Below are 22,981 nucleotides of genomic sequence, written 5' to 3'. Positions count from 1 at the left end.
CCGTGCCCCTACAGCATTTGGGTGGTTCACCAGTGGTTCGCCAGTAGGGGCACGGCAGGGAAACATTCTGCCCCAGTCCAGATGGGACATCTGCCGTGCCCCTACAGCATTTGGGTGGTTCACCAGTGGTTCGCCAGTAGGGGCACGGCAGGGAAACATTCTGCCCCAGTCCAGATGGGACATCTGCCGTGCCCCTACAGCATTTGGGTGGTTCACCAGTAGGGAAAATTTCTGCCCCAGTCCAGATGCGACATCTGCCCTGCCCGTACAGCATTTGGGTGGTTCACCAGCAGGGAAAATTTCTGCCCCAGTCCAGATGCGACATCTGCCGTGCCCGTACAGCATTTGGGTGGTTCGCCAGTAGGGGCACGGCAGGGAAACATTCTGCCCCAGTCCAGATGGGACATCTGCCCTGCCCCTACAGCATTTGGGTGGTTCACCAGTAGGGGCACGGCAGGGAAACATTCTGCCCCAGTCCAGATGGGACATCTGCCCTGCCCCTACAGCATTTGGGTGGTTCACCAGCAGGGAAAATTTCTGCCCCAGTCCAGATGGGACATCTGCCGTGCCCGTACAGCATTTGGGTGGTTCACCAGCAGGGAAAATTTCTGCCCCAGTCCAGATGGGACATCTGCCGTGCCCGTACAGCATTTGGGTGGTTCACCAGCAGGGAAAATTTCTGCCCCAGTCCAGATGCGACATCTGCCGTGCCCGTACCGCCGAGGGAAAATCCAGACAGGGAAAATCCGCATCTGCGGGTTTTGTTTTTTGGCTGCGATCTTGATCGCCTAGTACGGTTGACAAAGTTCTTGGCTTGCGTTAAAGATGCCCTTAATCCAAACCCGAATCATATCATGTCCGCTTAATTACTTATCATAAAAACTTCCCCGCGTCCCCGCGTCTGGGCGTCTGGGCGTCAGCCCTAATTATAAGTATTCAACCGGACATGATATCAGTGGGTAAGTACACCTGGTATTGATAATGACTAGCGCACTTGCAAATCCTCCGTTCAAAAACTCAGCAAAAACTCTGGCGCTACGAGTGCTGGGGCGGGAATTTTAACAGGATTTCAAAGGGTTTAAAACTTTGAAAATAGTCAATTTAGGAATAACTTTGCCGGGTTTGGCGGGGCAGTTTTTACCGGGTATTGCAGTAACAGTACCTTTGTAAATAGCGTCTTTGATAACAACGAAGGAACGGCGGCAAGAAGCGAACGGGGTGGGGGTGCGATCGCTGGCGATACCGATTAGAGAAGTCGGGTATCTTGGTGTTATGTTTATTTATACCCACCAACTAAGGTCGAGTTTTTGTATAATCATAATATGCCGAATTTGTCAATCAATTTATGACTCAAGAACTGATCGACCTCAGAAATAGTATCTTGGAGGGACGTTATACAGACGCTTTGGCAATTGTAGATGAGCTAGAAGGAATGAGCAGACAAGCGATATTGCGTCAGATTCAATCCTTTTTACTCAGGTTATTGCTGCACTTGATTAAAAATCAAGTTGAGCAGCGGTTAACGAATTCTTGGGCAGCTTCAATTTCTGATTCAATTCGGCAAATAAAAAAACTAAATTTACAAGATAATAAAACGGTTTAATATGTCAAATTAGAAGAATGGGAGGCGATGATTGAAGAAGAATTTGAAGCGGCGATTGATGCAGCTAGCGCCGAAGTTTGGGAGGGTATTTATACTCCGTTTGAACTTTTAGAGATAGTAGATAAAATTCAGGTTATGGAAAATGCTCGAAAATTATTGGCTTTGAATTACGCTCATTCAGCTAAGGATTTACCAGCTATTGTGAAGGAAAATATAGTTGAGTTACAGGGTGGAGAAGAGTGGAAAGAAGGTAGGCAAAAATAGTTTTTTTTAAACCGCTCCAGACGCAGAGGACGCAGAGGGAAGAGTGTACAGAGTTATGAAGATGTTGAATGAATGGGGTTTTAGTCGTGAAGGTTTGCGGAATAATCAGCATGGGGAATATTGGGTATTTTTGCAGGGTTTGTTGCTGATCGGTTTTGTGTTGTTGCCGGTTTATCGATTTGTTGGGTTTGGGATTAAGTCGCCGGAGTTGTTGTATTTTAGTTGGGGGGTTGTGGGAGCGTTAGCGGTATTTTCTTCTATCCTCATTTTCAAAGGATTGTTGGATTTGGGACGCAATTTGACTCCGTTACCTTATCCCAGAGAAGATGGGCAATTGGTGCAGTCGGGTGTGTATAGTATCGTGCGCCATCCGCTTTACAGTGGGGGGGTTTTGGCGGCATTAAGTTGGTCAATTTTTCAACTGAGTTTATCTCATTTGATTGTTACGGTCGTTTTGTTTGCTTTTTTCAATGCTAAGGCAAGTCAGGAAGAAGTTTGGTTGAGCGAAAAGTATCCGGATTATTTAGAGTATCGCGAAAGAGTGAAAAAGCTGATTCCTTGGGTGTATTGAATCTGGGTTGCAGCGGACAAGTTGAGATCGGACAGGCAGGATGCCTATCCCACAAGAAAGAAAAAAATATGCTTGTGGGGTGGGGGTCGGGCAGGATGCCCATCCCACAAGAAAGAAAAAAATATGCTTGTGGGGTGGGGGTCGGGCAGGATGCCCATCCCACAAGAAAGAAAAAAATATGCTTGTGGGGTGGCGTCGGGCAGGATGCCCATCCCACAAGAAAGAAAAAAATATGCTTGTGGGGTGGGCGTCCCGCCTGCCCACATCCGCTACAAAATCTGTTGCCGATGTTTCTCTATCTCTGTAATGGGTAACAATAAGGTATCTTCTATTTCTTGTCGCACTTCGCGGCTGACATAACAATCGCTATTCAGGCAATCTATTAGCAACTTATTGGCATCGTAATACTGTTTCAGTACTTCTATCTGCTGCTTACTGAACTGCCAATCGTGACCGATATTTCGGTACTGGATCGTTACGGCTCTCAATTGCTCCTTCCAAGCTTCGCCATTAGTTTTCCACCATTTTTCTCTATCCCCATCTGGGTCAGGTTGTTTGTCTTTAAGTTGTTTTAGTGCTTGTGCTAGATCGGGATCAAGGTCAAAGTCAAAGCCGAGGTCATGGGCAAGGGTAGGATCGACGACAAGTGTGGGGGCAAGGACAAAGGCATGGTCAAGGATGAGGTCAAAGCCATGAGCAGGGTCAAGCTCCTCAAGGACATGGTTAAGGTTAGGATCGAGCGCAGAGGCAAGATTAGGGACAAGGTTAGGGGCAAAAGCGTAGGGAAGAGCATGGGCAAAATAAAAAGCGCGAACCGCAACTGGTTTGTAAGTAACCTGAACTTTCAAAGATTTTTGCATTACCCATATCAGGAACTGCTGGAACTTCTCGTCAAAATCTATGAGCGCATCAACCTGCTGTTTCATTAACAGCAACAAACGGTCTGCACTTGGTGACATCCCAACCGCTAACAAAAAGACTTCCCTCCAACGTTTCTCAGTGACGTGGTTTACCAGATGTTGCAATCTTTCTTCTAAAGGCTGTGTCCCAAAAACAATTTCCCTGGCAGTGAAATACTCGTGAAATGTTAGATGGGAAAACGAGTAAATTCCTTTAGCTCTTTCCACCAAAATTCCGTGCTGTGCCTCAATTGAACGCAAAACTACCTCGGCATCTAGTTGTAATACTTCAGGGTCAGTATTGGCCTCAGGTAAATTACGGATGTATTCTGCGATGTATTGTTCGACTACTTTCTGCTTAAAGAAATAGTCACACTGCTCAAAGGTAGTCAAGGCTATTTTACTGAGTAAATCTTCCTTCCGCTGCAAGGACAGCTTTTTGTAAACTTGATCGCGATATATTCCACGCTTGGCATCCCATTTTTTCAGCAGTGTATCCAATCCTTCTTTGTATAGTTCAGACCTATTCGTTGGAAAATCTCCTGACTCTTCAAATACCAAACATAGCAAGGTCAACAAAAGCGGGTTTGTGGCAATTTCTTTAATTCTTATGCGTTCTTCAAGGCTTTTAATAAATTTATTATATTCTCCCGGCTTACCCTTGAACCAGTGAGTTGCAAAAACGGCAATTTGTAGCTGGTCAAAATCAGATATTTCCACTTCTGTAAATTTTTCAAAAGTATATTCCCTAGCAGCGATGCGACAGGTAATAACAAATCTATTTTGACTAAAATTATCAGAAAAATCGCGAATTTCCTTTAAGACGCGACTACTGTCCTCTTCTTTAACTTCATCCAATCCATCGAGTAAAATCATCGTTCTGCCTTGGTTGCATAAGTTAGCGAGTTCTGTAGCTGTCACTCCAGACCCAGAGAATAGCTGACTAATATATTCCAGTAAGCCTTGTTTCTGTGTGGCCTCAGAAAAGTCTTTAAGGGTGACAAAAATCGGCACGAGATCGGCATGAAAATCACCCTCTATGCACTGAATCGCTAAATACTTTAAAAATGTGGTTTTACCTGCACCTGGCTTGCCCAATATCGTTAGTTTGGCATATTTCTCGACGGCTGCCAATCCCGACACTCGTTGTTCAGTTATTCTCCCCAGTCCAAAGCGTTCAAAATTATCAAAGTTAGACTCTTGCAGTAATTCAGTAATCTCTTTGCGCCTACGTCCAGTTATTTTTTCTAGAATATTGACGTTAGTGTAGATATCATTTAACCCAATGGGATGAGTCATATCCAGCACGCGCATTGTACCGCAGCGTTCTTTGATGCTGGGTTTAATCTTTTGACGTACCTCTTGCACCAGAGCATCGAGATCAATGCTATTGTTCTGATTCTGTTGCGATGGCTCTTTTTCTATATGGGAAACTTCTTTCCAGTTTAGTCCCAACTTCTGACTAATTTCGACAAAATTCAGAAAATTAACGGGTTTACCGTTGAGGTAGTTGTTAACAGTGGACTTAGCGACTCCTAACTCCATAGCAAAGGCATTATAGCTGGGAAAGCCATGACGCCTGAGAGCCTGCTTAACTTTCTGAATATATTCCGGGGCAACCTTGATTGACCGAGGCATAGCTCAATCAGCAATTTTTCTAGGATATCTCAGTCTATACTCAGTATAGCTCAGTATGATTTCAGTCTGTATTTCAGTGCGGGAACAGTGACAATGGAATGGTATATTCCGGTATACCGGAAAATTAAATCAGCACTACTCCTCTAGTTGTCTGGCCCCAAAAGGGAACAATAGTGACTTATGGCAACCATAAAGGAAGCATTAATTCAACAGTTGAATTTACCCGTAACCTTTGACGCCAAGGGTAAACCTGTCACCCTACTAGACTTTGTTAAGGGTGTTCCTTCTTTATCGCAGTCAAGTTTAACCTACAGTCAGCGCGCTAAACTCACAGCAGAAAGGATAAGACGCGAACCAGAAGCGGAAATGGCGACGATTGGCTCAGGGATGATAAATAAAGAGCGTGCAATTGCCGAGATCGAGGCACAATCACCAATTGGAGAAGTTTTGGTTGAGGCTGAACAACGATTAATTAATCGGCTGATTAAAGAAGCAGAAAGCGGTCGTTTAAAAGAAATAATCCATGAGTGATAAGCCTCAACGTCGAAGTCGTAACGTTCAAATAGAAGCGGCTGTAGTAGCAATTGATTCCAACCACGATCCAGCTACTACAGCCGCTTTTAATTACCGTCAAGAAGAAGAAAATGTATACCCGTATCTAGAAGAAAAAGGCTTTGTTGTTGAGCGCTGTCAAGGAAAATTAGCTCGCCGGATTTATGTTTCGTCAGCAGCAAGGCAACCTAACGTAGAGTATTTAACCGGCGTTGGACATGGCAGCTATGACACCTTTACTGGAGACTACAACAACCCAATTTTTACCGTAGGAAACTACAGCCCAGAAGAATGCAAAGATAAAATTATTCATTTTTTATCCTGCCAAACAGCAGCAATACTCGGAGTTGATTTTGTAAAACATGACTGTCGTGCTTTCTTTGGCTACGACATAGATTTTGTTTTTATTACTAAAAATGCTGATGTATTTTTTGAATGTGATTCAGAAATTGATCGCGCTTTTGCTGAGGGTTTGACTGCTGAAGAAGTTTACGATCGCGTTTATACTCTCTATACTAACCGTGCTGAAGAAAGTTTCGAGCAAGGTGATTTAAATACGTTTAAGTTTCTTGAGGTCGATCGCGATCATCTTTGTGCCCCTTCTGTAGATAAGCGCTGGGGTAAGCCTGAAGCAAAACTTGAGTAACAACCCTTTGTGCTGGTGTCAGGTTACAGGTTTAGGACTTACGCAAAGAAACTTTGGTGAACCGAAAAATCGTTGGTTTGGCAATCAGAGATGAATGAAGAAACCGGGTTTCTTGCAAATAGCTAAACTTGAAAGCCTAGATTTTTCATCAAGAAACAAGGGTTTCAAGGGTTGTTGAGAATGGTGCAAGATATGAGTAACAAGTTCTATTGAGGTATCAAACCCAACCTAAAAACCTTCTAGTACAAGATCTCAGCAATATTTATTATATTTTATTATCACTCCAAGTACGGGAGAGCCTCACCCCCGCTACCTTATCCATTGTGGCTGATCGCGGCTGAAGCTTTCGCATAACATAGAAAATGCCCACCCACTGAGGAAAACCGATGATAAAGTCAGAGATCGTAGAAGCACTCAAGCATCTGACAAACGCAGAACGATTAGAAATTGCTAAAGCTGCATTGTGTATGGCACGGGAAGACTGGAAATCTCTCACAAACGAAGAAAAACAGCAGCAACTCGCCTTGTCTGCTCAACTGGCAATTCTAGATTATTTACAAGATGAAGAGTTAACCGCTTTCACTGCTCTCGACGGTGAAGACATTTACGAATATACTGATGAAGATTTCGCCAAACTGGATGCTCATGCAAAGAAGTGAAGTTTGGCTGGTTAACTTAGATCCTACCATTGGAGCCGAAATCAGAAAAACTCGTCCTGCTGTTATTGTCAGCCAAGATGGCGTAAGAGTTTTGGCACTCAAAGTTATTGTCCCCATCACAGACTGGAAAGAAGATTTTGCTTTCAGAGTTTGGATGGTGCGACTAGCACCTAATGCTGAGAATGGTTTAACCAAGCTTTCAGCAGCAGATACTTTTCAGGTGCGTTCAGTCTCCCAACGCAGATTTGTCCAACAATTGGGAACGCTTTCGGAAACAGAAATGCCAGAAATCACCAATGCGCTAACCATCGTTTTAAACGATCCATAGTCTGCAACTCCACACCAGCAGACGCAAAGCGAGCATACCTGCTCTTATACCAAATCCGATCCCCCCTTAACCGTCCCTTATCTTCGGGTGTGGTCAAAACCAGTTGGTGATATCGAAAAAATTTCTCCGCGTCCTTAGCGTCCTTAGCGTCCTTAGTGTCAATCTCAACCAACTACTTTTGACCGCACCCCTTATCTTCTTCCTCTTTCTTTGTGTCCTTCGCGTCTTCGCGGTTTTAAAAGGGGGAAATGGTGCGCGGATTTGGTATTACCCCCCTCTTCTCGCAGGAGAGGGGATAGGGGAAAGGTTGCTATCGGGAACATTTCCTGAAATTTCTGCCTCTTTTCTCTGGAAAGACTAGGCAAAAGTGCATCTGTACTGGTATCTCTTATAAATAGAGCGTGGCGCTAAATCTAAATGATTCCACAACAGCTAACCCTGAAAAACTTCCTCAGCTATCGGAAAGCAACCCTAGATTTTAGCGGTTTGCACACTGCTTGTATTTGCGGTTCCAATGGCGCTGGTAAATCTTCTCTGCTGGAAGCTATCACCTGGGTAATCTGGGGTGAATGTCGCGCCGCGAGTGAAGAAGATGTCATCCATGCAGGCGCGGATGAGGTGCAAGTTGATTTTATTTTCCACTATCAAGATGCAACTTACCGGGTGATTCGCACTCGCACTCGCGGCGGTAGCAGCGTACTCGAGTTTCAAGTCAAAACTCCGTCAGGGTTTAAGGTGTTGACGGAACGAGGGGTGCGCTCGACTCAACAATTAATAATAGAACACCTAAAACTCGATTACGATACGTTTATCAATTCTGCTTATCTGCGTCAGGGAAGAGCGGATGAGTTTATGCTCAAGAAACCCAATGAGCGTAAGCAAATTCTGGCAGATTTGCTCAAACTCGATCAATATGAAACTCTGGCGGAACAAGCGAAGGATATGTCCCGCGAGTTCAAAGTCAGGGCGGATGCGATCGAAAGGGATTTGGAATCGATTAAAATTGGGTTGCAACAACAAGATGCGATCGCTCTCCAATCTCGCGAGGTTGAAGCGAATGTCGCGGCGATGCAACAATCCCAATTACACCATAGGGAACGCCTGCAACAGTTGCAAGCCATCCAGCATCAGCGCCAAACTTGGGAACAGCAATTAACTTGGCATCGGCAACAATATCAGAATTTGGCACAAGATTGCGATCGCTTGCAACAAGATTCAGCTTCCACCCAAGCACAACAGCAACAACTCGCTTCTCTCCTCCAACAAGAAGAGGAAATCGCCGCCGGATATGCTTATTTCCAAAACTTACAATCCCAGGAAGAAGCTACGAGTAGCAAATTACACGCCCACCAAACCGCCCAAGAACAGCGACGCCAGGTAGAACAACAGCAAGTTAAAGCAATCAACGAGTTAAATTTACAACTGCGGCAGGTAGAAGCGCAACTTGAAGAACTCCGAAAACAAGATAAAGAGAACCAAAAAATCTTAGGCGAATCTGCCGAAGTTGAAGCAGCACTGGCACAATTGCAACAAGCGAGGACAAAACTGGCTCAAATGGACAAGTTGCAATTGCAAGTTTCGCCTTTATTGCAGCAGCGACAGCAATTGCAAACGCAACGCGATCGCGTCCACGCCAGATTAAGTGCCAAATTAGAAGAAATTCAGACTTCCGCTTCCCAACTGCAAGCGCAACAGCAACGCCAACCGAAATTGCAACAAGCGGTGATGGAAGTTAGCGTGCAAATTGAAGAATTGGAGAAAATGCGCGTTTATCAGCAGCGAGTGCAAGAAAAAGGACTGGAAAGGCGCAATTTTTTAGAACGTCTCCAGGAGAATCAACGGGAATGTCAAAATCAACTGGCGGAAATCTCCCAGAAACTGCAAATGCTGCAAACGCCAGATGCAGTTTGTCCGTTATGCGATCGCCCCCTCGACGAACATCACTGGAGTCACGTCGTCCATAAAACCGAAGCGCAGCAAAAGGAAATTCAAGACCAATTTTGGGTAGTGCGCGAGCAATTAGCGGTTTCCGAGCGAGAAATTCAGGTTTTAAGGCAGGAATACAAGCAAGTCGCCCAACAATTGGCGAGATATGATTCATTAAGAGAGCAAAAAGGACAATTGCAAGCGCAACTTCAGGCGACGGGAGATGTGCAAGACCGACTGCAACAAATGGCGCAAGAAGCTGAACAAATTCAACGCGCCCTTGCTACCGGCGAATACGCCACCGAGGTACAGCAAGAATTATCGCAGTTGGATCGACACCTGCAACAACTCAATTACGATGAGAAAAACCACGCCCTCGCGCGCAACGAAGTCGAAAGGTGGCGTTGGGCAGAAATTAAACAAGCGCAAATCAAAGATGCCCAGCGGCGACAAGCGCAATTCGCAGCAAGGCAACCCGAATTAGTAGCCAAAATCGAAACCATTCAACGTCAAATCGAGCATTTACGCACAAATTCGGAATTCTCCCGCCAACTTTCCGCCCTCGATCGTCAAATTGCCGAAATTGGATACGACGCCAAACAATACAACACCCTCAAAGCATCCTTGCGTCAAGCTCAATCTTGGCTGTTGCGCTATCAGGAATTGCAACAAGCGCAGCAGCAATATCCGCTGATATGTCGGCGCATTCAGGAATTGGCGCAAGCTTTGGACTTGCGATCGCAAGACCTCCAATCGTTTGGAACACAAATTGACGCAATTGTCAAGCAATTACAAACCATCCCCGATCCAACCGGGGAAATACAAGCATTGGAACAGCAAATCTCCCGCAGGCGCATCGAACTCGACGAACAATTAGCTCAACTCGGACGCCTGCAACAACAACAGCAGCAATTAGAAACCCTCAACGTCAGGCAAGGGGAACTCAGTAACCAGCTTGCAGAGTGTAAAAAGAAACATAAAATATACGATGAATTAGGGAAAGCATTTGGCAAGAACGGCATCCAAACCCTGATGATTGAGAACGTTTTGCCGCAATTGGAAGCCGAAACCAATTCGATTCTATCTAGACTTAGCGGTAACCAATTACACGTGCAATTTGTCACCCAAAAAGCCGGGAAAACGAAAAGATCCTCAAAATTAATCGATACCCTGGATATTTTAATCGCCGATGCGCGGGGTACTCGTCCTTACGAGACATACTCTGGCGGAGAAGCGTTTCGGATTAACTTCGCGATTCGCCTAGCGTTGGCGAGATTGTTGGCGCAGCGGGCGGGGACGGCTTTACAAATGTTAATAGTGGATGAAGGATTTGGGACGCAGGATCAGGAAGGATGCGATCGCTTGATAGCAGCGATCAATGCGATCGCTTCTGACTTCGCCTGCATCCTCACCGTCACCCACATGCCATACTTCAAAGAAGCATTCCAAGCCAGGATCGAAGTCGTCAAGACGCAAAATGGATCTCAAATCAGTTTATCTATGTAAATTTTCCGGGAAGTCTGCTATGATAGTATATCGGCAGTGCCGATGTAGCTCAGCGGTAGAGCACTCGATTCGTAATCGAGCGGTCACGAGTTCAAATCTCGTCATCGGCTTTAATTGAAACTCCCACGGATCTGCTCCTTTCTCACCAAAACAACCGAAAAATTGACATTTTGACTATCGACTGACTATCATCACTTCAAAATGACTGAGGGAATAGTCACATGACACAAAGCACACCAACCAAGGCGGGTAAGGGTTGTGTAGGAATTGAGGCGTTTAGAGGGAAGTTGCGGCTACGTTTACCAGGCGAGATTTTTGCAGGTAAGCAGAAGTATGTCAGCACAGGTCTAGAAGATACACCAGAGAACCATAAGAGAGCGCAAACAAAAGCTTGGCAAATTGAACAGGATATAATTACTGGCAACTTTGATTGGACACTGGAGAAGTACCGTCCACAATCGCACTTGTCGTTAGTTAAGTCTGTAAATGAGCCACAGAAAGCATTAACACTGGCAGAATTATGGGATGGTTATTGTGAATATCGCAAGCCTCAAGTAGCTGAGACAACATTTCGTAAAGAGTACGCTTTCTACGGGAAAGTCATTAAAGGAATTCCTATAGAAGATTTAGAAAGACCTCAACAGATACTTGATTATCTGCTTAAAACCCGTCCTGTAGGAATTGTAAAACGGACAATCGTACAGATTAACGCTTGTTGTAGGTGGGCATTAAAATCAAAACTTATTTCTGAAAATCCTTTTATGGGAATGGCAGAACAAATTAAAGTTGCTAAAAATGACAGGGAAAAAATAGACCCCTTTAGTGCTGATGAACGTGACGCAATCATCGCAGCATTTGAGGCAAGTCATTATTACAACTATTATGCACCATTGGTGAAATTCTTGTTTATGACAGGATGCCGTACTGGGGAAGCTATTGCTTTGCAGTGGAAACATATCAGCGGGGATTGCAAAAATATTACTTTTTCAGAAACCTTCAATGGTCATTTCAAAATTCGTAAGGATACCAAAACACACAAAGCTCGTAACTTTCCTTGTAACGATAAATTACAAACTTTATTGCTGAGCATTCGTCCCGATGATTTTTCTAGTGATGATTTAGTTTTCCCCAGTCCAACAGGAAAAGAAATTAACGCTCAAAACTTCACTAAACGTATTTGGAAAGGCAGTAAAGATTCACCAGGTATTGTATCTCGCCTGGTAGAACAAGGTAAAGTTCAAAGATATCGCTGTCCGTACAATACCCGTCATACATTCATCACGCTCTGTCTAGAAGCTGGTGTAACGCTCGTTCAAATTGCTAAATGGGTAGGAAATACACCAGAAATAATCGTAAAACACTACGCAGGTACAACTCTACAGATGCAAGTACCTGAGTTATAATAATATTAATAACAATTTGAAGCCAGTGCCAAGGATAAATAAACCCGCCCCGGCATAGGCTACCGATCCACCCGGAAATGATATCATCGAGTCCGCAATAACTGCACAAATGTATCGCTGACTGTATGATCTTTCGTATCGGCAGCATACTGAATCAACTGTTCGCGTAGTTTTTTCGCGTCATCTAAGGGAAGCAAAGTTGCTAATAAGAAGTATACTCCCCGAAATCGTGAATCGCCGATGTGGTCGATTAATCGTGCTTCGGTTTCAGGACTGTCGCCGAGGAAGTTTTGTACTAGGAAGAAGTCCATAATTTTATCGTGGCGGAAGTACCATTCTTTCTTCGCTTCTCCTTTTTCGTCTTTCCACTGACGGCTGACTACCATCTTGTATTTCTCATCTTCTAGAGACTGTAATTCTTTGCCAAATGTATCGGCAGGTAAGGCTTCTTCGTCATTGAGTCGCATTTGGTAAACGGCTTGGGAGAATTTTTTCAGGGGGAATTCGCATTTCCATTCTTTGAGGAATTCTTCTGCCATCTGATTGTATAGCTGTTCTTGGAGGCGAAACAAATTGGGTGTTTTGCCTTGGGATAGCATGAAGGCGACTAGAGTTAGATCCATTGGGTTAGAAAGTATGCGTTTGGCAGCGTTTAAATCTTCGGGGGGTTGCTGTTCGTTGAGTGTTTCTGTTAGGTATTTGGTGCAGGCTTTTTCGTAATCAGTTCCTTGAATTTTGGCATTTTTGGGCAGTCTTGGCTGACGGGTAATTAAAAACTGCTGGATTTGGTCGGTTTCTAGGGGTTGCAAGTAATAGGTTTTTGCGGTTGAAGGGGGTGTCCACTCTAAAGGCTGAGTGGTCATGATGACATTGCCCCGGAAATAGTGTTCGACAAAATGGACGATTTTGGCTCGCGTGTCGGCATTGACTTCATTGAGTCCGTCGATGCAGATATCGATAGCGCCACTATAAATTAGGTTTTTGAGGAATTCGGCATCTTGTGCTTGTCCGTGCAGTTTTTCTTGAATGGCTTCGATGGCACCATTTTCGCATTTTTTGGCGGGTAGATAGACGACGATGCGGGGGGAATTGTTGACTAGATGGCGCAGAAACATCGACTTGCCTAAACCGGAATCGCCTTCTAAGATGATTTGCCCTTGGATGGTGGGTAATGCTTCGGTAATCGGTTTGATTTCTCCTGTACCTGGAACTTTGACTTTAGATTCTACGAAGTAGGCGAGGGAACTGAAATTGTCTAATCCGGCATCAGCTAGTAGGGAAGGTTTGAAGGGTTCAAATAGTTTGCGGCGCAGGTAGGGAACCCAGGTAAGGAGAAAGCCGACATAACCCATTCCCAGAATTTTCCGTACCCACGGGTTCCAGAAAAAGATGGCTTGGACTTGGACAGATTTGGGGTAGGCGAAGATGAGGGCAAGCCAAAAGGTAGTATGAATCAGGATGGTGTTTCTGGCATTGAAAATCCATTGCCAAAATTCCAATTTATTAATCGCTGACTGCACGGTATCGGCGTCGTTATATTTGCCTTCGAGGTTTTTGTAGTGAGTTTGCAGTAAGAGAATATCCTGGGGTTTCCAAGATATCTGCTGGGCAACGATACCTATCTTGTCGGCTAAGTCTTTTTGTAAGCGTTCTAGTCCCTGACTCGCTTTCCAGGCATCGCGAAAGACTTCTAGTGTTTTCTTGCCTTCTTCGTATTTGAGTTCAGTAGGAAGTGTTTGAGGATTGCCCAGCCATTTGAGCAAGGTTTTCACCTCATCAGTGCCGCCACCCAGGAAATAGGTTAAAAATCGCCACTGTTCAAATTTAACGCCTTCCTGATTTGGCTCATAGACCCGATCCAGAACTACAATAACCTCGTTTAGCTCCAGTTTTCTGATATTGCCCAAAACTGCTGCCGCACTGTAACGAACAGATGCGTCCACCTTTTCATCTTTGAGGAAGTCGAGGATATCTTTAACGTAAGGTTTAGCCGCCTCCCCCAGGTTGCCCAAAGCTTGTGCCGCATAGCTACGAACATCTGCGTTGGCATTTTCATCTTTGAGGAAGTCGAGGATATCTTTAACGTAAGGTTTAGCCGCCTCCCCCAGGTTGCCCAAAGCTTGTGCCGCATAGCTACGAACATCTGCGTTGGCATTTTCATTTTTGAGGATGTTGAGGATATCTTTAACGTAAGGTTTAGCCGCCTCCCCCAGGTTGCCCAAAGCTTGTGCCGCATAGCTACGAACATCTGCGTTGGCATTTTCATCTTTGAGGATGTTGAGGATATCTTTAACGTAAGGTTTAGCCGCCTCCCCCAGGTTGCCCAAAGCTTGTGCCGCACCGCCACGAACAGATGCGTTCACCTTTTCATCTTTGAGGATGTTGAGGATATCTTTAACGTAAGGTTTAGCCGCCTCCCCCAGGTTGCCCAAAGCTTGTGCCGCACCGCCACGAACAGATGCGTTCACCTTTTCATTTTTGAGGATGTTGGCGATATCTTTAACGTAAGGTTTAGCCGCCTCCCCCAGGTTACCCAAAGCTTGTGCCGCATAGCTACGAACAATTACCTTCGCATTTTCATTTTTGAGGATGTTGGCGATATCTTTAACGTAAGGTTTAGCCGCCTCCCCCAGGTTGCCCAAAGCTACTGCCGCATTGCTACGAACAGATGCGTTCGCATTTTCATCTTTGAGGAAGTCGAGGATATCTTTAACGTAAGGTTTAGCCGCCTCCCCCAGGTTGCCCAAAGCTACTGCCGCATTGCTACGAACATCTGCGTTCGCATTTTCATCTTTGAGGATGTTGGCAGCTTTCTGAGCAATATCCTCCGGTTTCTTAAGCACCGATTTCAAGTCTTGCGACTCGTATTTAGCTAATTGCTGGAAAGCATATCCCTTCACTATGTCATAGCCGTCGTCAAGGGCAGCTACAATACCGTCAATCTCCCAAGGTTGCGGCTTTGGCTTGGGTGCTTCTTTGGCAGTCACCCAAGAGAGGGAGAGGAGGAGAGTCAGGAAAAAGGTGAAAGGGACAAGCAAAAAGCGAGAAAGCTTGCGGGTTTTGCCGGAGTTTTTGAGCATAGCTGGGGGATAGAATGCAACTTGGGGCAATCGGTCTGAGTTCTGATGCCAAGTAGGGGTGCGGCAGGAGCAATATTGTTAGATTAGCTGAAATATTTAGCTTGCCGTAGCTCTACTATCTCTATCCGGGAATTAAAGGTTACTGGCAATAATATCAAAGGTTTGGCGGCAGTTTCCCAGGCGGTAGCACGGCAGGATTAATTTTGTTAGATTACCCGAAATATATTGGTTGCCGTGCCCCTACAGATTTTGGTGTGTGAGGCGGCAGTCAAATCCGATCCCCCCCAGCCCCCCTTGATCAGGGGGGAGTAGGAGGAGGAGACAGATTTTGCACTGGAGGATTAATATCGTCGCCATACAAACACAGCAGCGGACGATTAAAATCGCGCCTATACAAACAAAGCCTGCCTACGCAGGCTAATAAATTGTTGATTTTTGAGTCCGCGAAGGCGGACTTCGTTTGTATAGCCGCACCCTTCAGGGTGACGGCGACTTTGTCGTCAGGATGAAGGAGTGCGATCGCATATTGCCATAGTGAAGGAATTAGGACTTACACGCGACGATCCTATCACCAAAGTTTCTTGCTGCGATCTCTCGTTAGCATAAACGATTTTTCCTAGAAACTTTGGTGTTTGCGTCAGTTCTGGGAATGCTTACGCTCATTCATTCCCTCCTAACTTCTCTAGTATTGCTTCCCACGCCTCAATCTGTTGCTGTAATTGTTGAATGCGTGAAGCGAAGCTATCGCCGCTAGGCGAATCGCACGCCACCTGACACTGTTCAAATAGTCCTTTCCCCTCCAACTCATCCCGCCTCAAGCTGATGAGTATTTGGAGTGACCTTTGAATTCCCCCAACTCATCAGGGGAAAGCTGGACTGTCAATATCTCTGATTCAGGAATAATCACCGACTCGATACTCTCTCCCTCATCTAGCCGTCTAGCAACCTCCAGAATCGTATCTGCGATCGCTTCCGGAATCCTAACTGCCTTAGTTTTCCCCAGATTCCACTTCAGTTTGCGCCCACTGCTTTCTCTGCGACCACCACGCGGCATAGTCTTTTCTCTGACTCTGAGATCGTATGTTTTCCTTCACTAACACAATCTCTCATTATCTGTCTATTTGATTTTTTTGGCACCTCTGCTTGATTTTGTACAAAATCAAGTATGATAGATAACGTACAAAATCAAAAAGCTAAAAGCCACGCTGTCACGGCGACCAACCAGACGAGAGCGCGGCTCTAGCTCCAATTGATTGTGGAGATTCTTCAATCATGCCAAAAAATAGACCGACGAGTTATCTAGAGGGCTATCAGCAAGCTTTGGAGGATTTTGGCATCGCCCATTTACTCGCCCAACTACAAACCTACTCCAACGCCGACTTCGATGCGGCGTGGATGAACCTAACCCAAACGGAACTGGAAAGTTTAGCCGCCATCAGTATCCGAGACTTAACGGCTAACCTTGATGGTAAAGCGATCTCAGGCTACCTAAACGCCATCCGTCACGCCAGCACCGACATCTCCCCCAACTTATTTCACCCACCCTGCCGAACCCCATCGGTTGCATTACCAGAAACATTCCCTTTTGTCAATACCCCGCGCTGCTTGTACGGCGACAAACTGCGCTGGATTCCCGACGGCGACAAGACAGACTGGGGGATTGCCATCGGCAGATTCTACAGCTTTGCACCTCACCGCGGCGCTTGGACTTGGTGCTACCTGATCTCCCTAGATCCACTCTCTCCGAGTTACGCAAAGACAGTTGCGGATACCGCTTGGGAAGATGACCTGGAACCGATGGAGGAAGCTGCATGACCCCCCTTCCTCTAACAGCGCGACAGCAAACTTTAATCGATTTCTACGGGTACTGCACTCTGGGGATGACCCCGCAGCAGTTTTATGCAAAATGGCAAGTGACTCACGAAGATATGGCCTTCATTTGCTCTCGTTCCACATCCACCGTCCGACGGTGGTTTAAACGAGGTGTAAACTATCGGCGTCCCAAGTCAACCGATCTGCGCCATCTCGCCTTAATGGACTTTCTGCTGGAACAGTACCAGGACATTCCGCCTGAACTGTTGAACTTGCTTTGCCGGTGCGATTCCCCTGCGGGGACGCTACGCGAACGCCATACATAGAAAGCCGAAATCTCGCCCAATGTCAATATCCTTGTAATCTTTTTTCGCCAGCCATCCTCAAAGTAGGGTGGCTTAAGTTGTTTTGTCAATAGATAATTGAGGTGAAGAAAGGGGAATAATATGGCTCAAGTTATTATCGAAGATTTAGATGCGGGCGTGCTGGAGAAACTCGAAGCTCGCGCACTTGAAAACGGGCGATCGCTGCAAGCCGAATTAAAGCATATCCTGGAAACAGCAGCATCAGCACCGCGCCGCATACCCGATGATATGGAAATTGCCATAAAAATGGCAGAAAAGATGCAAGAGCAGATAGCAATTCATGCTGGACAAGACATTACCAAACTTAAGCCAATAGATAGAGAAAAGGCATTGATGGCGCTGGCCAAGCTAAAAGCGCTCAAAAAACTATCGCTTGGTGGGATGTCTATCAGAGAAATGAGAAAAGAAGGACGTAGATTTTAATGCGCTTTGTATTGGATTGTTCGGTGGCAATTAGTTGGTGTATGGCTGATGAAAATGATACCTATGCCAATGCAATTTGGAATTTAATGTTATAAAATAAAGCGATTGTACCTAGTATATGGTGGCTAGAAATTGTTAACGTTCTAATCGTTGCAGAACGCAGACAGCGAATAACAGAAACCCAAACTGCTGAAGCATTAACGATGCTACAATCCTTGCCAATTAGTCTGGATACAGACACGGATCAACAATCAACAACTGCTACTTTGGGGCTAGCGCGTCAGTACAATCTAGCAGCTGATGATGCTGGGTATCTAGAATTGGTGATTAGAGAAGGATTGCTACTAGCAACTATCGCTCTGAGACTGGATCTTGCAGCGCGGCGCTGTGGTGTATTTCTAGAACTTCCTTAAGTCGATATTGCCGTTATTCCAGCGCACTACGTGAGTTACTGTTTCGCTCATAGCAATAATTCTTACCCTTTCACCTGTTCTGAAATCCACCCTAAATAAGGCGCAGAACCAGTAACTATTGGCAAGGCGATAATTTCGGGGACTTCGTAAGAGTGCAACTCGCGAATTTTGGCTTCTAATGTTTCAAAGAAAGCCAAATCTGTTTTAATCAAAAGCTGCCACTCTTCCTCGTTATGTACCTGTCCTTGCCAAGTATAAATCGATCGAATGGGCATGATGCTGACGCAGGCGGCGAGTTTAGATGCAACTAAATTTTTGGCGATCGTTTCCGCCTCATCCCGCGAAGCAGCTGTTACCATCACAATACCGTAGCTTGCAGCGTCTAACTTCTGCTCCATAACCCGCCACCGAATTTTTTCCCAGGGACGATTCTATCAATTTTACGCAGCTACCGATTGCCCTGAAGTTGAGTAAAAATAATTCTTGCTCCCTGCCGCCAGGATCGTACCTGTCAGCTTAGCACCCTTGATATCGGCTCCCGTCAGCGTCGCCTCGATCAGGTCAGCATCGCTCAAATCTGCATTCTCCAGCATTGTCCAGTTCAAATTTGCCCCATGCAAGCAAGCTTTTGCTAAATTGGCTCTCCTCAGATCGGCCCCTGCCAAGTTTACCTCCCGCATCTGCGCCTGGGATAAATCCGCTGCTACCAGATTAGCTGCTTCCAGGTTAGCGCCGAAAAGCTTTGCTTCACTCAGATCGATACCTTCGAGATCCACACCCATCAAATCTAACCCGTTTAAGAACGCTCTGTTAAGATTGATACCTGTTAATAAAGCGCCATACAGCATAGAGCCGCTCATTCTCGCACCTTGCAAATTAGCCCAGTTAAAATTGACACCCGTGAGGTAAGCTCCCCGCAGGTTAATCCCTTGTAGACTAGCGCCGCAGAGATTGGCACCCCACAAGTTAGCGTTACGCAGGTTAGCACCGTTGAGATTGGCACCGCTCATATTTGCCCCTGGTAGTTTCGACTTTTCCAGACAAGCTCCCTTCAGTTGAGCTTTCGTCATGTCTGCTTCGACCAGTCTGGCTTCCCGTAGTTTGACAAAGGTTAAATTGGCCCAATTCAGTAAAGCGCGGCTCAAGTCTGACTTGGTTAGATTGGCCCGACTGAGATTTGCTCCTCTGAGGTTAGCACCTGTGAGGTTAACCCCGATCAACACCGCTGCTTTGAGATCGGCTCCACTCAGGTCGATTCCCGCAAAGTCTCTACATCCTTCTTCGTAGAGCTTTAATAACTCGCTAACTTCCATATCATTTGCCTCGCAGTTATTGCAAGTTTGTCTTAAAAATTAACTTCTGGCCTCAGAAAAAACAGGTGGATAAAATCTAGGGATTGATTTTCTGAGTTTAGAGAGAACACCCTGTTAAAAAGGAATTTTGCTTGCTCAATAAGAATTTTACTATTCAGTGTTTTTAACTGTTATGTAGGATGGGGTTAATGTTACAAATATTTTTTTAATTTTTTTAGCCGTATCAAACTCGGTGGAAAAATTGGGATTAGTCTATAGCAGTTAGTTTCAACAATGACAAAATTCAAAGGTTCGCGCTTCGCCTCGCAAGTTGCAAGGACACTGGTATAAAAAGCGCTATGAGCGATCGCTCATAGCGGATTCAAAGTTTTTGCTTGCGATCGAGTACTGCTAATTCAGCGATAGGGAATAAACCTGACCGTCGATTAGCAGGCGAGTAATGCCTTTAGCTTTGAGATGATCGCCAACTTTTTGCAGCATCTTGCCATCGGGAACTTTGATCACCCGCTGGGTACGATTAGAAAAGCGACGCGCCACCCGGTGGTTGTCAAAAACAGGTAAAGTTCTCTCTTGGATTTCTTCTTGGGGAATTATACCCAAATCGCCGAAATCTTTGAGCGGTCGCGCCACCAATTCTGCCGCTCGATCTACCACCAAGTAACAGGTTTTGGGAATCAGCGCTTGCGACAGCGGCAAAACCTGAACTTTAACGCCAGCACGTACCGTCCTTTTTAAGATTGGCGCATCGTCTTCCTCGTCTTCCTCATCCGCATCTTCAAAATCTTCGTCGTCTTCGTCTTCTTCGTCTTCGTCCAAATCTGCCAACTCTCCCTGAAGCTCTAACAGATCTTCAGGTAGCATTTCTCTGAACGTGCTGGCTTCTTTAGCATAAGTTGCATCGAGCAATTCATCCTTAGTTGCTGCACGAGGCACAGGAAAGTCTCTAGGTGGCGATGGTGCTTCTAGCTCTAGTGGTTCGCCCTCTGTCTCGTCCACCCCACTTGAACGCCTTCGCCGCAGTCTGGCGGCGGGGGTTGTAGCTAAAGGTAACTCTAATTGCAGCGATTGCTCTGCCTCGACTTGGACTTGTTCTGGTTCGGAACTGTCCTTAAGCGTGCGACCGGAACGTTTTTGCTGAATCAGCACTTCGTATTCCGAAGGCGACAGCGTGCTTTTGAGGAAACGACTGATTGTCGAGTGGCTTACATCATACCGCATAGCCAGTGTTGAGGTCGTCTCGTCGGTTTCGCGATACAACTTAACGATCTCAACTTTGTCGGCATCGGTTAATTTTCTGGCGCTCATACGGCTTTTCTTCCTAAACCCGTCTACGTCCGGCGGGACGACGAGAACGGCTTGATGTATCGTATTCTAGGGCTGCTCCAATTGCAAACAGCACGCCGCTGAACACCCAGAATACTTCCGGTAGAGAGCCGCTCTGATAATCTGGTTGTTTTTCGGCCCACTTAAACCACATATCTGCAATGTACAGCGACAACGCCGCCGCTGCGATTACCCGCCAAGATTGAGCAAAACGTCCTCCCCAGAAAGCTAACAGCAGCATTGTTGCCAGAATTAACAGACAAATATCGCTGATCACGTAAAACAGACTGATAGGAGCGGCGAGAGGTTTTAGCTTTTCGTCTAATGCCATAATCCAAGCAGGTGCTGCTGTTTTTTCCACTGTAGCTGGTGAGGGACTAGGGGTTGGCTTGGGAGATGGCGATGGTTTGGGTGCAGGGGTTGACTGCACTGCGGGAGCTTTTGGTGCTGGTTTAGTCGTTGGCGATGCTTGTTGGACGATAATTTGGGCAATATTTTGGTGTTGTGGCATTAACTCGGCGGCTGTTGTGGGCAGAGTCGTAATCCACCAAGCCAAGCCAGATCCAATTAGAGCGATCGCCAGGACAATTCCCGACTGCCACCACACCAGACTCAGTCGCTTAGATTTTACCGCCAGTATCATTCCCCAACCCAAAGAAATATAAGTCGCGATAAAAAAGAAATCTCCAAGGGATACATCGGGTTCTAGACCTAAAAACAGTTCCCAATAGCCAAACAACAAGTTCCCTATGAAATAGAACAGCATTCCCAGACCAATTCCCAGCCAGACCCCGCGTCCGCTGACAATTTGAGGACTGCGCCAATTTCTAAAACACAGCAACGATGCTGCCAGGTATGCCACCTGTTCAAAAATATAGGTTCCATACACGTACCACGGTGGGCGCTGCGTCCCTGCCGGTGTAATGCTGAACAGCATAAAAAATAAAAGTGCTAGTACAGCCCAAGCAATTCCACCCATGACGATTGTCTGAACGGGTATAAGCGATTTAGGACTGGATTTATCAGAAGGGTTACTCATAGGGATGCACTGACAATGGTAATAGCTGGTGATGGAAAGCGCGGTATTCAATCTGGTTGCGCCACTGCTGATGTCAACCTCGTAACGCACTGGCTGCAAGGTAGCCAGCCAATCGTGGCGCTTTGACTTGCCCTCACACCTCAATCGAATTGATCGCTGCGGCTATCGCCACAGCTTACCAAGGGGAGATTGATTCAGCCAACTGATAAAGTGATTTCGCTCTGCCTCCGGCATATCTTCTAAAGCGTCGATGGCTCTGGCAACAAAGCTGGTATTGCCGAAATACTGTTTACCAAGACGATGCAACTCTTGCAACAAGGTAATCAGATGATGTTCTTCCCAAGGGGGAACCTGGGAGCCTGAGAGCGGGTCTAGTGTTAGTAAATTTTGTACTGCCTCCGGCGATTCCGCCTTTGGAAAGCGCCACTGCTGAAATACCTCCGAGATATTTTTTTGAAATAATCCAGCTTGCCTGGAACCTAAAAGGTCTTCGATGTCTATATAAACCGCTTGGAGCAGCAAGAGACACGCTTGGGTAAACGGTGTCGTCTTGACGCCCTCGCCAGCATCGCCAGCGAGCTGATCCAGACGGACTTTACCCCAGACGCTGTATCGCTCCGGTTCCTCCAATAATACACAAGCTTTCCCGCGATTGTCGGTTAGATCCCGCCAGAAAGCTTTGGCTTCTTCCTCTTGACTCGCTTTAAACACGCTGATTAAGCGAAAGGTTTGCCCCTGATAATGGAGAATCGGAATCTGCTGGTCCCGATTTGGGTGCTGAATGCTTGATATTTCAACATCCTGCCGTTTCAGAATAAACATGTCACTGGCAATTGACTCCTGTCAGGACCACTGGGTGCAGATGCGATTGTCACTGCGATCGCACCTGTCTCGATGCAACGAGCTTAGTACAGCTCGTCCATGAAGGCACAAACGAGCGCTCGCGCAGTTGAATATCACACTATCTTATCCAACACCCGTGCTGTTGGTCTTTATTGGTTGGGTCGAGGGGGGATATTATTCCCCGCCCCTCCCGTTTAAATCTGGGCGTGCGGGTTTCCCTGCACCCAGCTGCCGATGTTCTTAGGTTTCACATTTGCTCATGTGAATGTACTTGTGGCAGCTTTCGTGAATGGCTAGAAGGTTATTTTTCTTCCAGTTGTTATGGTTGTCATCGACATGATGGAGATGTACCCTTTCGTCACTAAGCAGCTTTAA

The 22,981-nt window shown here is 46.0% G+C and carries 22 protein-coding genes, 1 tRNA gene and 2 pseudogenes; 14 read left to right on the top strand and 11 right to left on the bottom strand.

From position 1 onward, the window contains the following. Together MiSe_RS37475 and MiSe_RS37470 are read right to left on the bottom strand one after the other, a co-directional pair. Window positions 1–651: hypothetical protein (locus MiSe_RS37475; RefSeq protein WP_226590099.1), on the bottom strand; the 651-nt coding region annotated here is incomplete at its 3' end. A 9-nt stretch (window positions 652–660) separates the two neighbouring features. Next, window positions 661–804, bottom strand: coding sequence for a hypothetical protein (locus tag MiSe_RS37470; RefSeq protein ID WP_226590097.1), 144 nt, complete (start codon window positions 802–804; stop codon window positions 661–663). 541 nt (window positions 805–1,345) lie between these two features. On the opposite strand from MiSe_RS37470, the pseudogene MiSe_RS54180 reads away from it, so the two are divergent. From MiSe_RS54180 to MiSe_RS37455, 3 genes and pseudogenes are all read left to right on the top strand, one after another. Further along, window positions 1,346–1,867, top strand: a pseudogene (locus MiSe_RS54180) (DUF29 family protein). Between the two features lie 55 nt (window positions 1,868–1,922). Beyond that, window positions 1,923–2,438: a methyltransferase family protein gene (locus MiSe_RS37460; protein WP_226590095.1), complete on the top strand. Its 516-nt coding sequence runs from the start codon at window positions 1,923–1,925 to the stop codon at window positions 2,436–2,438. Between the two features lie 40 nt (window positions 2,439–2,478). Next, window positions 2,479–2,745, top strand: coding sequence for a hypothetical protein (locus tag MiSe_RS37455; protein WP_226590092.1), 267 nt, complete (start codon window positions 2,479–2,481; stop codon window positions 2,743–2,745). Here MiSe_RS37455 and MiSe_RS37450 read toward each other — a convergent pair. Beyond that, window positions 2,708–4,975: an NACHT domain-containing protein gene (locus tag MiSe_RS37450; protein WP_226590090.1), complete on the bottom strand. Its 2,268-nt coding sequence runs from the start codon at window positions 4,973–4,975 to the stop codon at window positions 2,708–2,710. The genes MiSe_RS37455 and MiSe_RS37450 overlap by 38 nt on opposite strands. Window positions 4,976–5,155: 180 nt before the next feature. Here MiSe_RS37450 and MiSe_RS37445 point away from each other — a divergent pair, with 180 nt between their 5' ends. From MiSe_RS37445 to MiSe_RS37415, 7 genes are all read left to right on the top strand, one after another. Then, on the top strand, window positions 5,156–5,506 hold the full coding sequence (locus MiSe_RS37445; protein WP_226590087.1) for a hypothetical protein: 351 nt from the start codon (window positions 5,156–5,158) through the stop codon (window positions 5,504–5,506). Then, entirely contained in the window at window positions 5,499–6,173 is a 675-nt protein-coding gene (locus MiSe_RS37440; protein ID WP_226590085.1) for a hypothetical protein, read from the top strand. Before MiSe_RS37445 ends, MiSe_RS37440 begins: the two co-directional genes overlap by 8 nt. A gap of 386 nt (window positions 6,174–6,559) precedes the next feature. Further along, window positions 6,560–6,832 carry a type 2 periplasmic-binding domain-containing protein gene (locus tag MiSe_RS37435; protein WP_226590083.1) on the top strand — a complete coding sequence of 91 codons (273 nt, stop codon included), beginning with the start codon at window positions 6,560–6,562 and terminating at the stop codon, window positions 6,830–6,832. Then, entirely contained in the window at window positions 6,819–7,160 is a 342-nt protein-coding gene (locus MiSe_RS37430) for a type II toxin-antitoxin system PemK/MazF family toxin (protein WP_226590081.1), read from the top strand. The genes MiSe_RS37435 and MiSe_RS37430 overlap by 14 nt, the downstream gene beginning before the upstream one ends. 417 nt (window positions 7,161–7,577) lie before the next feature. Next, window positions 7,578–10,592, top strand: a complete 3,015-nt coding sequence (sbcC, locus tag MiSe_RS37425) for an exonuclease subunit SbcC (protein WP_226590079.1) — start codon at window positions 7,578–7,580, stop codon at window positions 10,590–10,592. Window positions 10,593–10,630: 38 nt separating this feature from the next. Continuing rightward, window positions 10,631–10,702, top strand: a tRNA-Thr gene (locus tag MiSe_RS37420). 111 nt (window positions 10,703–10,813) lie between these two features. Further along, on the top strand, window positions 10,814–11,995 hold the full coding sequence (locus tag MiSe_RS37415; RefSeq protein WP_226590077.1) for a tyrosine-type recombinase/integrase: 1,182 nt from the start codon (window positions 10,814–10,816) through the stop codon (window positions 11,993–11,995). Window positions 11,996–12,078: 83 nt separating this feature from the next. Here the strand turns inward: MiSe_RS37415 and MiSe_RS37410 are convergent, their stop codons facing one another. Both MiSe_RS37410 and MiSe_RS37405 read right to left on the bottom strand, forming a co-directional pair. Beyond that, on the bottom strand, window positions 12,079–15,075 hold the full coding sequence (locus MiSe_RS37410; protein WP_444980607.1) for a HEAT repeat domain-containing protein: 2,997 nt from the start codon (window positions 15,073–15,075) through the stop codon (window positions 12,079–12,081). Between the two features lie 814 nt (window positions 15,076–15,889). Next, on the bottom strand, window positions 15,890–16,129 hold the full coding sequence (locus MiSe_RS37405; protein ID WP_226590072.1) for a hypothetical protein: 240 nt from the start codon (window positions 16,127–16,129) through the stop codon (window positions 15,890–15,892). A 218-nt stretch (window positions 16,130–16,347) separates the two neighbouring features. Here MiSe_RS37405 and MiSe_RS37400 point away from each other — a divergent pair, with 218 nt between their 5' ends. The 4 genes from MiSe_RS37400 to MiSe_RS37385 all read left to right on the top strand — a co-directional run bounded on the left by MiSe_RS37400 (window position 16,348) and on the right by MiSe_RS37385 (window position 18,088). Continuing rightward, on the top strand, window positions 16,348–16,890 hold the full coding sequence (locus MiSe_RS37400) for a hypothetical protein (protein ID WP_226590069.1): 543 nt from the start codon (window positions 16,348–16,350) through the stop codon (window positions 16,888–16,890). Then, window positions 16,887–17,213 (top strand): helix-turn-helix domain-containing protein, encoded by a 327-nt coding sequence (locus MiSe_RS37395; RefSeq protein ID WP_226590066.1) that lies wholly within the window; start codon window positions 16,887–16,889, stop codon window positions 17,211–17,213. Before MiSe_RS37400 ends, MiSe_RS37395 begins: the two co-directional genes overlap by 4 nt. Window positions 17,214–17,333: 120 nt before the next feature. After that, on the top strand, window positions 17,334–17,675 hold the full coding sequence (locus tag MiSe_RS37390; protein ID WP_226590063.1) for a FitA-like ribbon-helix-helix domain-containing protein: 342 nt from the start codon (window positions 17,334–17,336) through the stop codon (window positions 17,673–17,675). A 203-nt stretch (window positions 17,676–17,878) separates the two neighbouring features. Further along, on the top strand, window positions 17,879–18,088 hold the full coding sequence (locus MiSe_RS37385; protein WP_226590060.1) for a PIN domain-containing protein: 210 nt from the start codon (window positions 17,879–17,881) through the stop codon (window positions 18,086–18,088). 62 nt (window positions 18,089–18,150) lie between these two features. Here the strand turns inward: MiSe_RS37385 and cutA are convergent, their stop codons facing one another. The 6 genes and pseudogenes from cutA to MiSe_RS54175 all read right to left on the bottom strand — a co-directional run. After that, the gene (gene cutA / locus MiSe_RS37380) at window positions 18,151–18,486 is read right to left on the bottom strand and encodes a divalent-cation tolerance protein CutA (RefSeq protein ID WP_226590057.1); all 336 of its coding nucleotides are present in this window, start codon (window positions 18,484–18,486) and stop codon (window positions 18,151–18,153) included. Between the two features lie 42 nt (window positions 18,487–18,528). Next, window positions 18,529–19,401 carry a pentapeptide repeat-containing protein gene (locus MiSe_RS37375; RefSeq protein ID WP_226590055.1) on the bottom strand — a complete coding sequence of 291 codons (873 nt, stop codon included), beginning with the start codon at window positions 19,399–19,401 and terminating at the stop codon, window positions 18,529–18,531. A gap of 390 nt (window positions 19,402–19,791) precedes the next feature. Beyond that, on the bottom strand, window positions 19,792–20,706 hold the full coding sequence (locus MiSe_RS37370) for a helix-turn-helix domain-containing protein (RefSeq protein ID WP_226590053.1): 915 nt from the start codon (window positions 20,704–20,706) through the stop codon (window positions 19,792–19,794). Between the two features lie 13 nt (window positions 20,707–20,719). Beyond that, entirely contained in the window at window positions 20,720–21,763 is a 1,044-nt protein-coding gene (locus MiSe_RS37365; RefSeq protein ID WP_226590051.1) for a hypothetical protein, read from the bottom strand. A gap of 162 nt (window positions 21,764–21,925) precedes the next feature. Then, window positions 21,926–22,585 carry an Npun_F0813 family protein gene (locus MiSe_RS37360; RefSeq protein WP_226590049.1) on the bottom strand — a complete coding sequence of 220 codons (660 nt, stop codon included), beginning with the start codon at window positions 22,583–22,585 and terminating at the stop codon, window positions 21,926–21,928. Between the two features lie 261 nt (window positions 22,586–22,846). Continuing rightward, a pseudogene (locus MiSe_RS54175) lies at window positions 22,847–22,981 on the bottom strand (HNH endonuclease); the annotation flags it as partial.

Origin of the sequence: Microseira wollei NIES-4236 (assembly GCF_020521235.1) — a bacterium.
GTDB lineage: Bacteria > Cyanobacteriota > Cyanobacteriia > Cyanobacteriales > Aerosakkonemataceae > Microseira > Microseira wollei.
The sequence above is the reverse complement of the archived record's forward strand: the minus strand, read 5'-3'. Positions and strand labels throughout refer to the sequence as shown.

Bases quoted from the DNA above. Each gene is read 5' to 3' on its own strand.
- MiSe_RS37390 (WP_226590063.1), top strand. From the start codon at position 17,334: ATGGCTCAAGTTATTATCGAAGATTTAGATGCGGGCGTGCTGGAGAAA.
- MiSe_RS37360 (WP_226590049.1), bottom strand. From the start codon at position 22,585: ATGTTTATTCTGAAACGGCAGGATGTTGAAATATCAAGCATTCAGCAC.
- MiSe_RS37435 (WP_226590083.1), top strand. From the start codon at position 6,560: ATGATAAAGTCAGAGATCGTAGAAGCACTCAAGCATCTGACAAACGCA.
- cutA (WP_226590057.1), bottom strand. From the start codon at position 18,486: ATGGAGCAGAAGTTAGACGCTGCAAGCTACGGTATTGTGATGGTAACA.
- MiSe_RS37455 (WP_226590092.1), top strand. From the start codon at position 2,479: ATGCCTATCCCACAAGAAAGAAAAAAATATGCTTGTGGGGTGGGGGTC.
- MiSe_RS37440 (WP_226590085.1), top strand. From the start codon at position 5,499: ATGAGTGATAAGCCTCAACGTCGAAGTCGTAACGTTCAAATAGAAGCG.
- MiSe_RS37430 (WP_226590081.1), top strand. From the start codon at position 6,819: ATGCAAAGAAGTGAAGTTTGGCTGGTTAACTTAGATCCTACCATTGGA.
- MiSe_RS37395 (WP_226590066.1), top strand. From the start codon at position 16,887: ATGACCCCCCTTCCTCTAACAGCGCGACAGCAAACTTTAATCGATTTC.
- MiSe_RS37375 (WP_226590055.1), bottom strand. From the start codon at position 19,401: ATGGAAGTTAGCGAGTTATTAAAGCTCTACGAAGAAGGATGTAGAGAC.
- MiSe_RS37460 (WP_226590095.1), top strand. From the start codon at position 1,923: ATGAAGATGTTGAATGAATGGGGTTTTAGTCGTGAAGGTTTGCGGAAT.
- MiSe_RS37450 (WP_226590090.1), bottom strand. From the start codon at position 4,975: ATGCCTCGGTCAATCAAGGTTGCCCCGGAATATATTCAGAAAGTTAAG.
- MiSe_RS37400 (WP_226590069.1), top strand. From the start codon at position 16,348: ATGCCAAAAAATAGACCGACGAGTTATCTAGAGGGCTATCAGCAAGCT.
- MiSe_RS37410 (WP_444980607.1), bottom strand. From the start codon at position 15,075: ATGCTCAAAAACTCCGGCAAAACCCGCAAGCTTTCTCGCTTTTTGCTT.
- MiSe_RS37405 (WP_226590072.1), bottom strand. From the start codon at position 16,129: ATGCCGCGTGGTGGTCGCAGAGAAAGCAGTGGGCGCAAACTGAAGTGG.
- MiSe_RS37415 (WP_226590077.1), top strand. From the start codon at position 10,814: ATGACACAAAGCACACCAACCAAGGCGGGTAAGGGTTGTGTAGGAATT.
- MiSe_RS37370 (WP_226590053.1), bottom strand. From the start codon at position 20,706: ATGAGCGCCAGAAAATTAACCGATGCCGACAAAGTTGAGATCGTTAAG.
- MiSe_RS37445 (WP_226590087.1), top strand. From the start codon at position 5,156: ATGGCAACCATAAAGGAAGCATTAATTCAACAGTTGAATTTACCCGTA.
- MiSe_RS37365 (WP_226590051.1), bottom strand. From the start codon at position 21,763: ATGAGTAACCCTTCTGATAAATCCAGTCCTAAATCGCTTATACCCGTT.
- MiSe_RS37385 (WP_226590060.1), top strand. From the start codon at position 17,879: ATGCTACAATCCTTGCCAATTAGTCTGGATACAGACACGGATCAACAA.
- sbcC (WP_226590079.1), top strand. From the start codon at position 7,578: ATGATTCCACAACAGCTAACCCTGAAAAACTTCCTCAGCTATCGGAAA.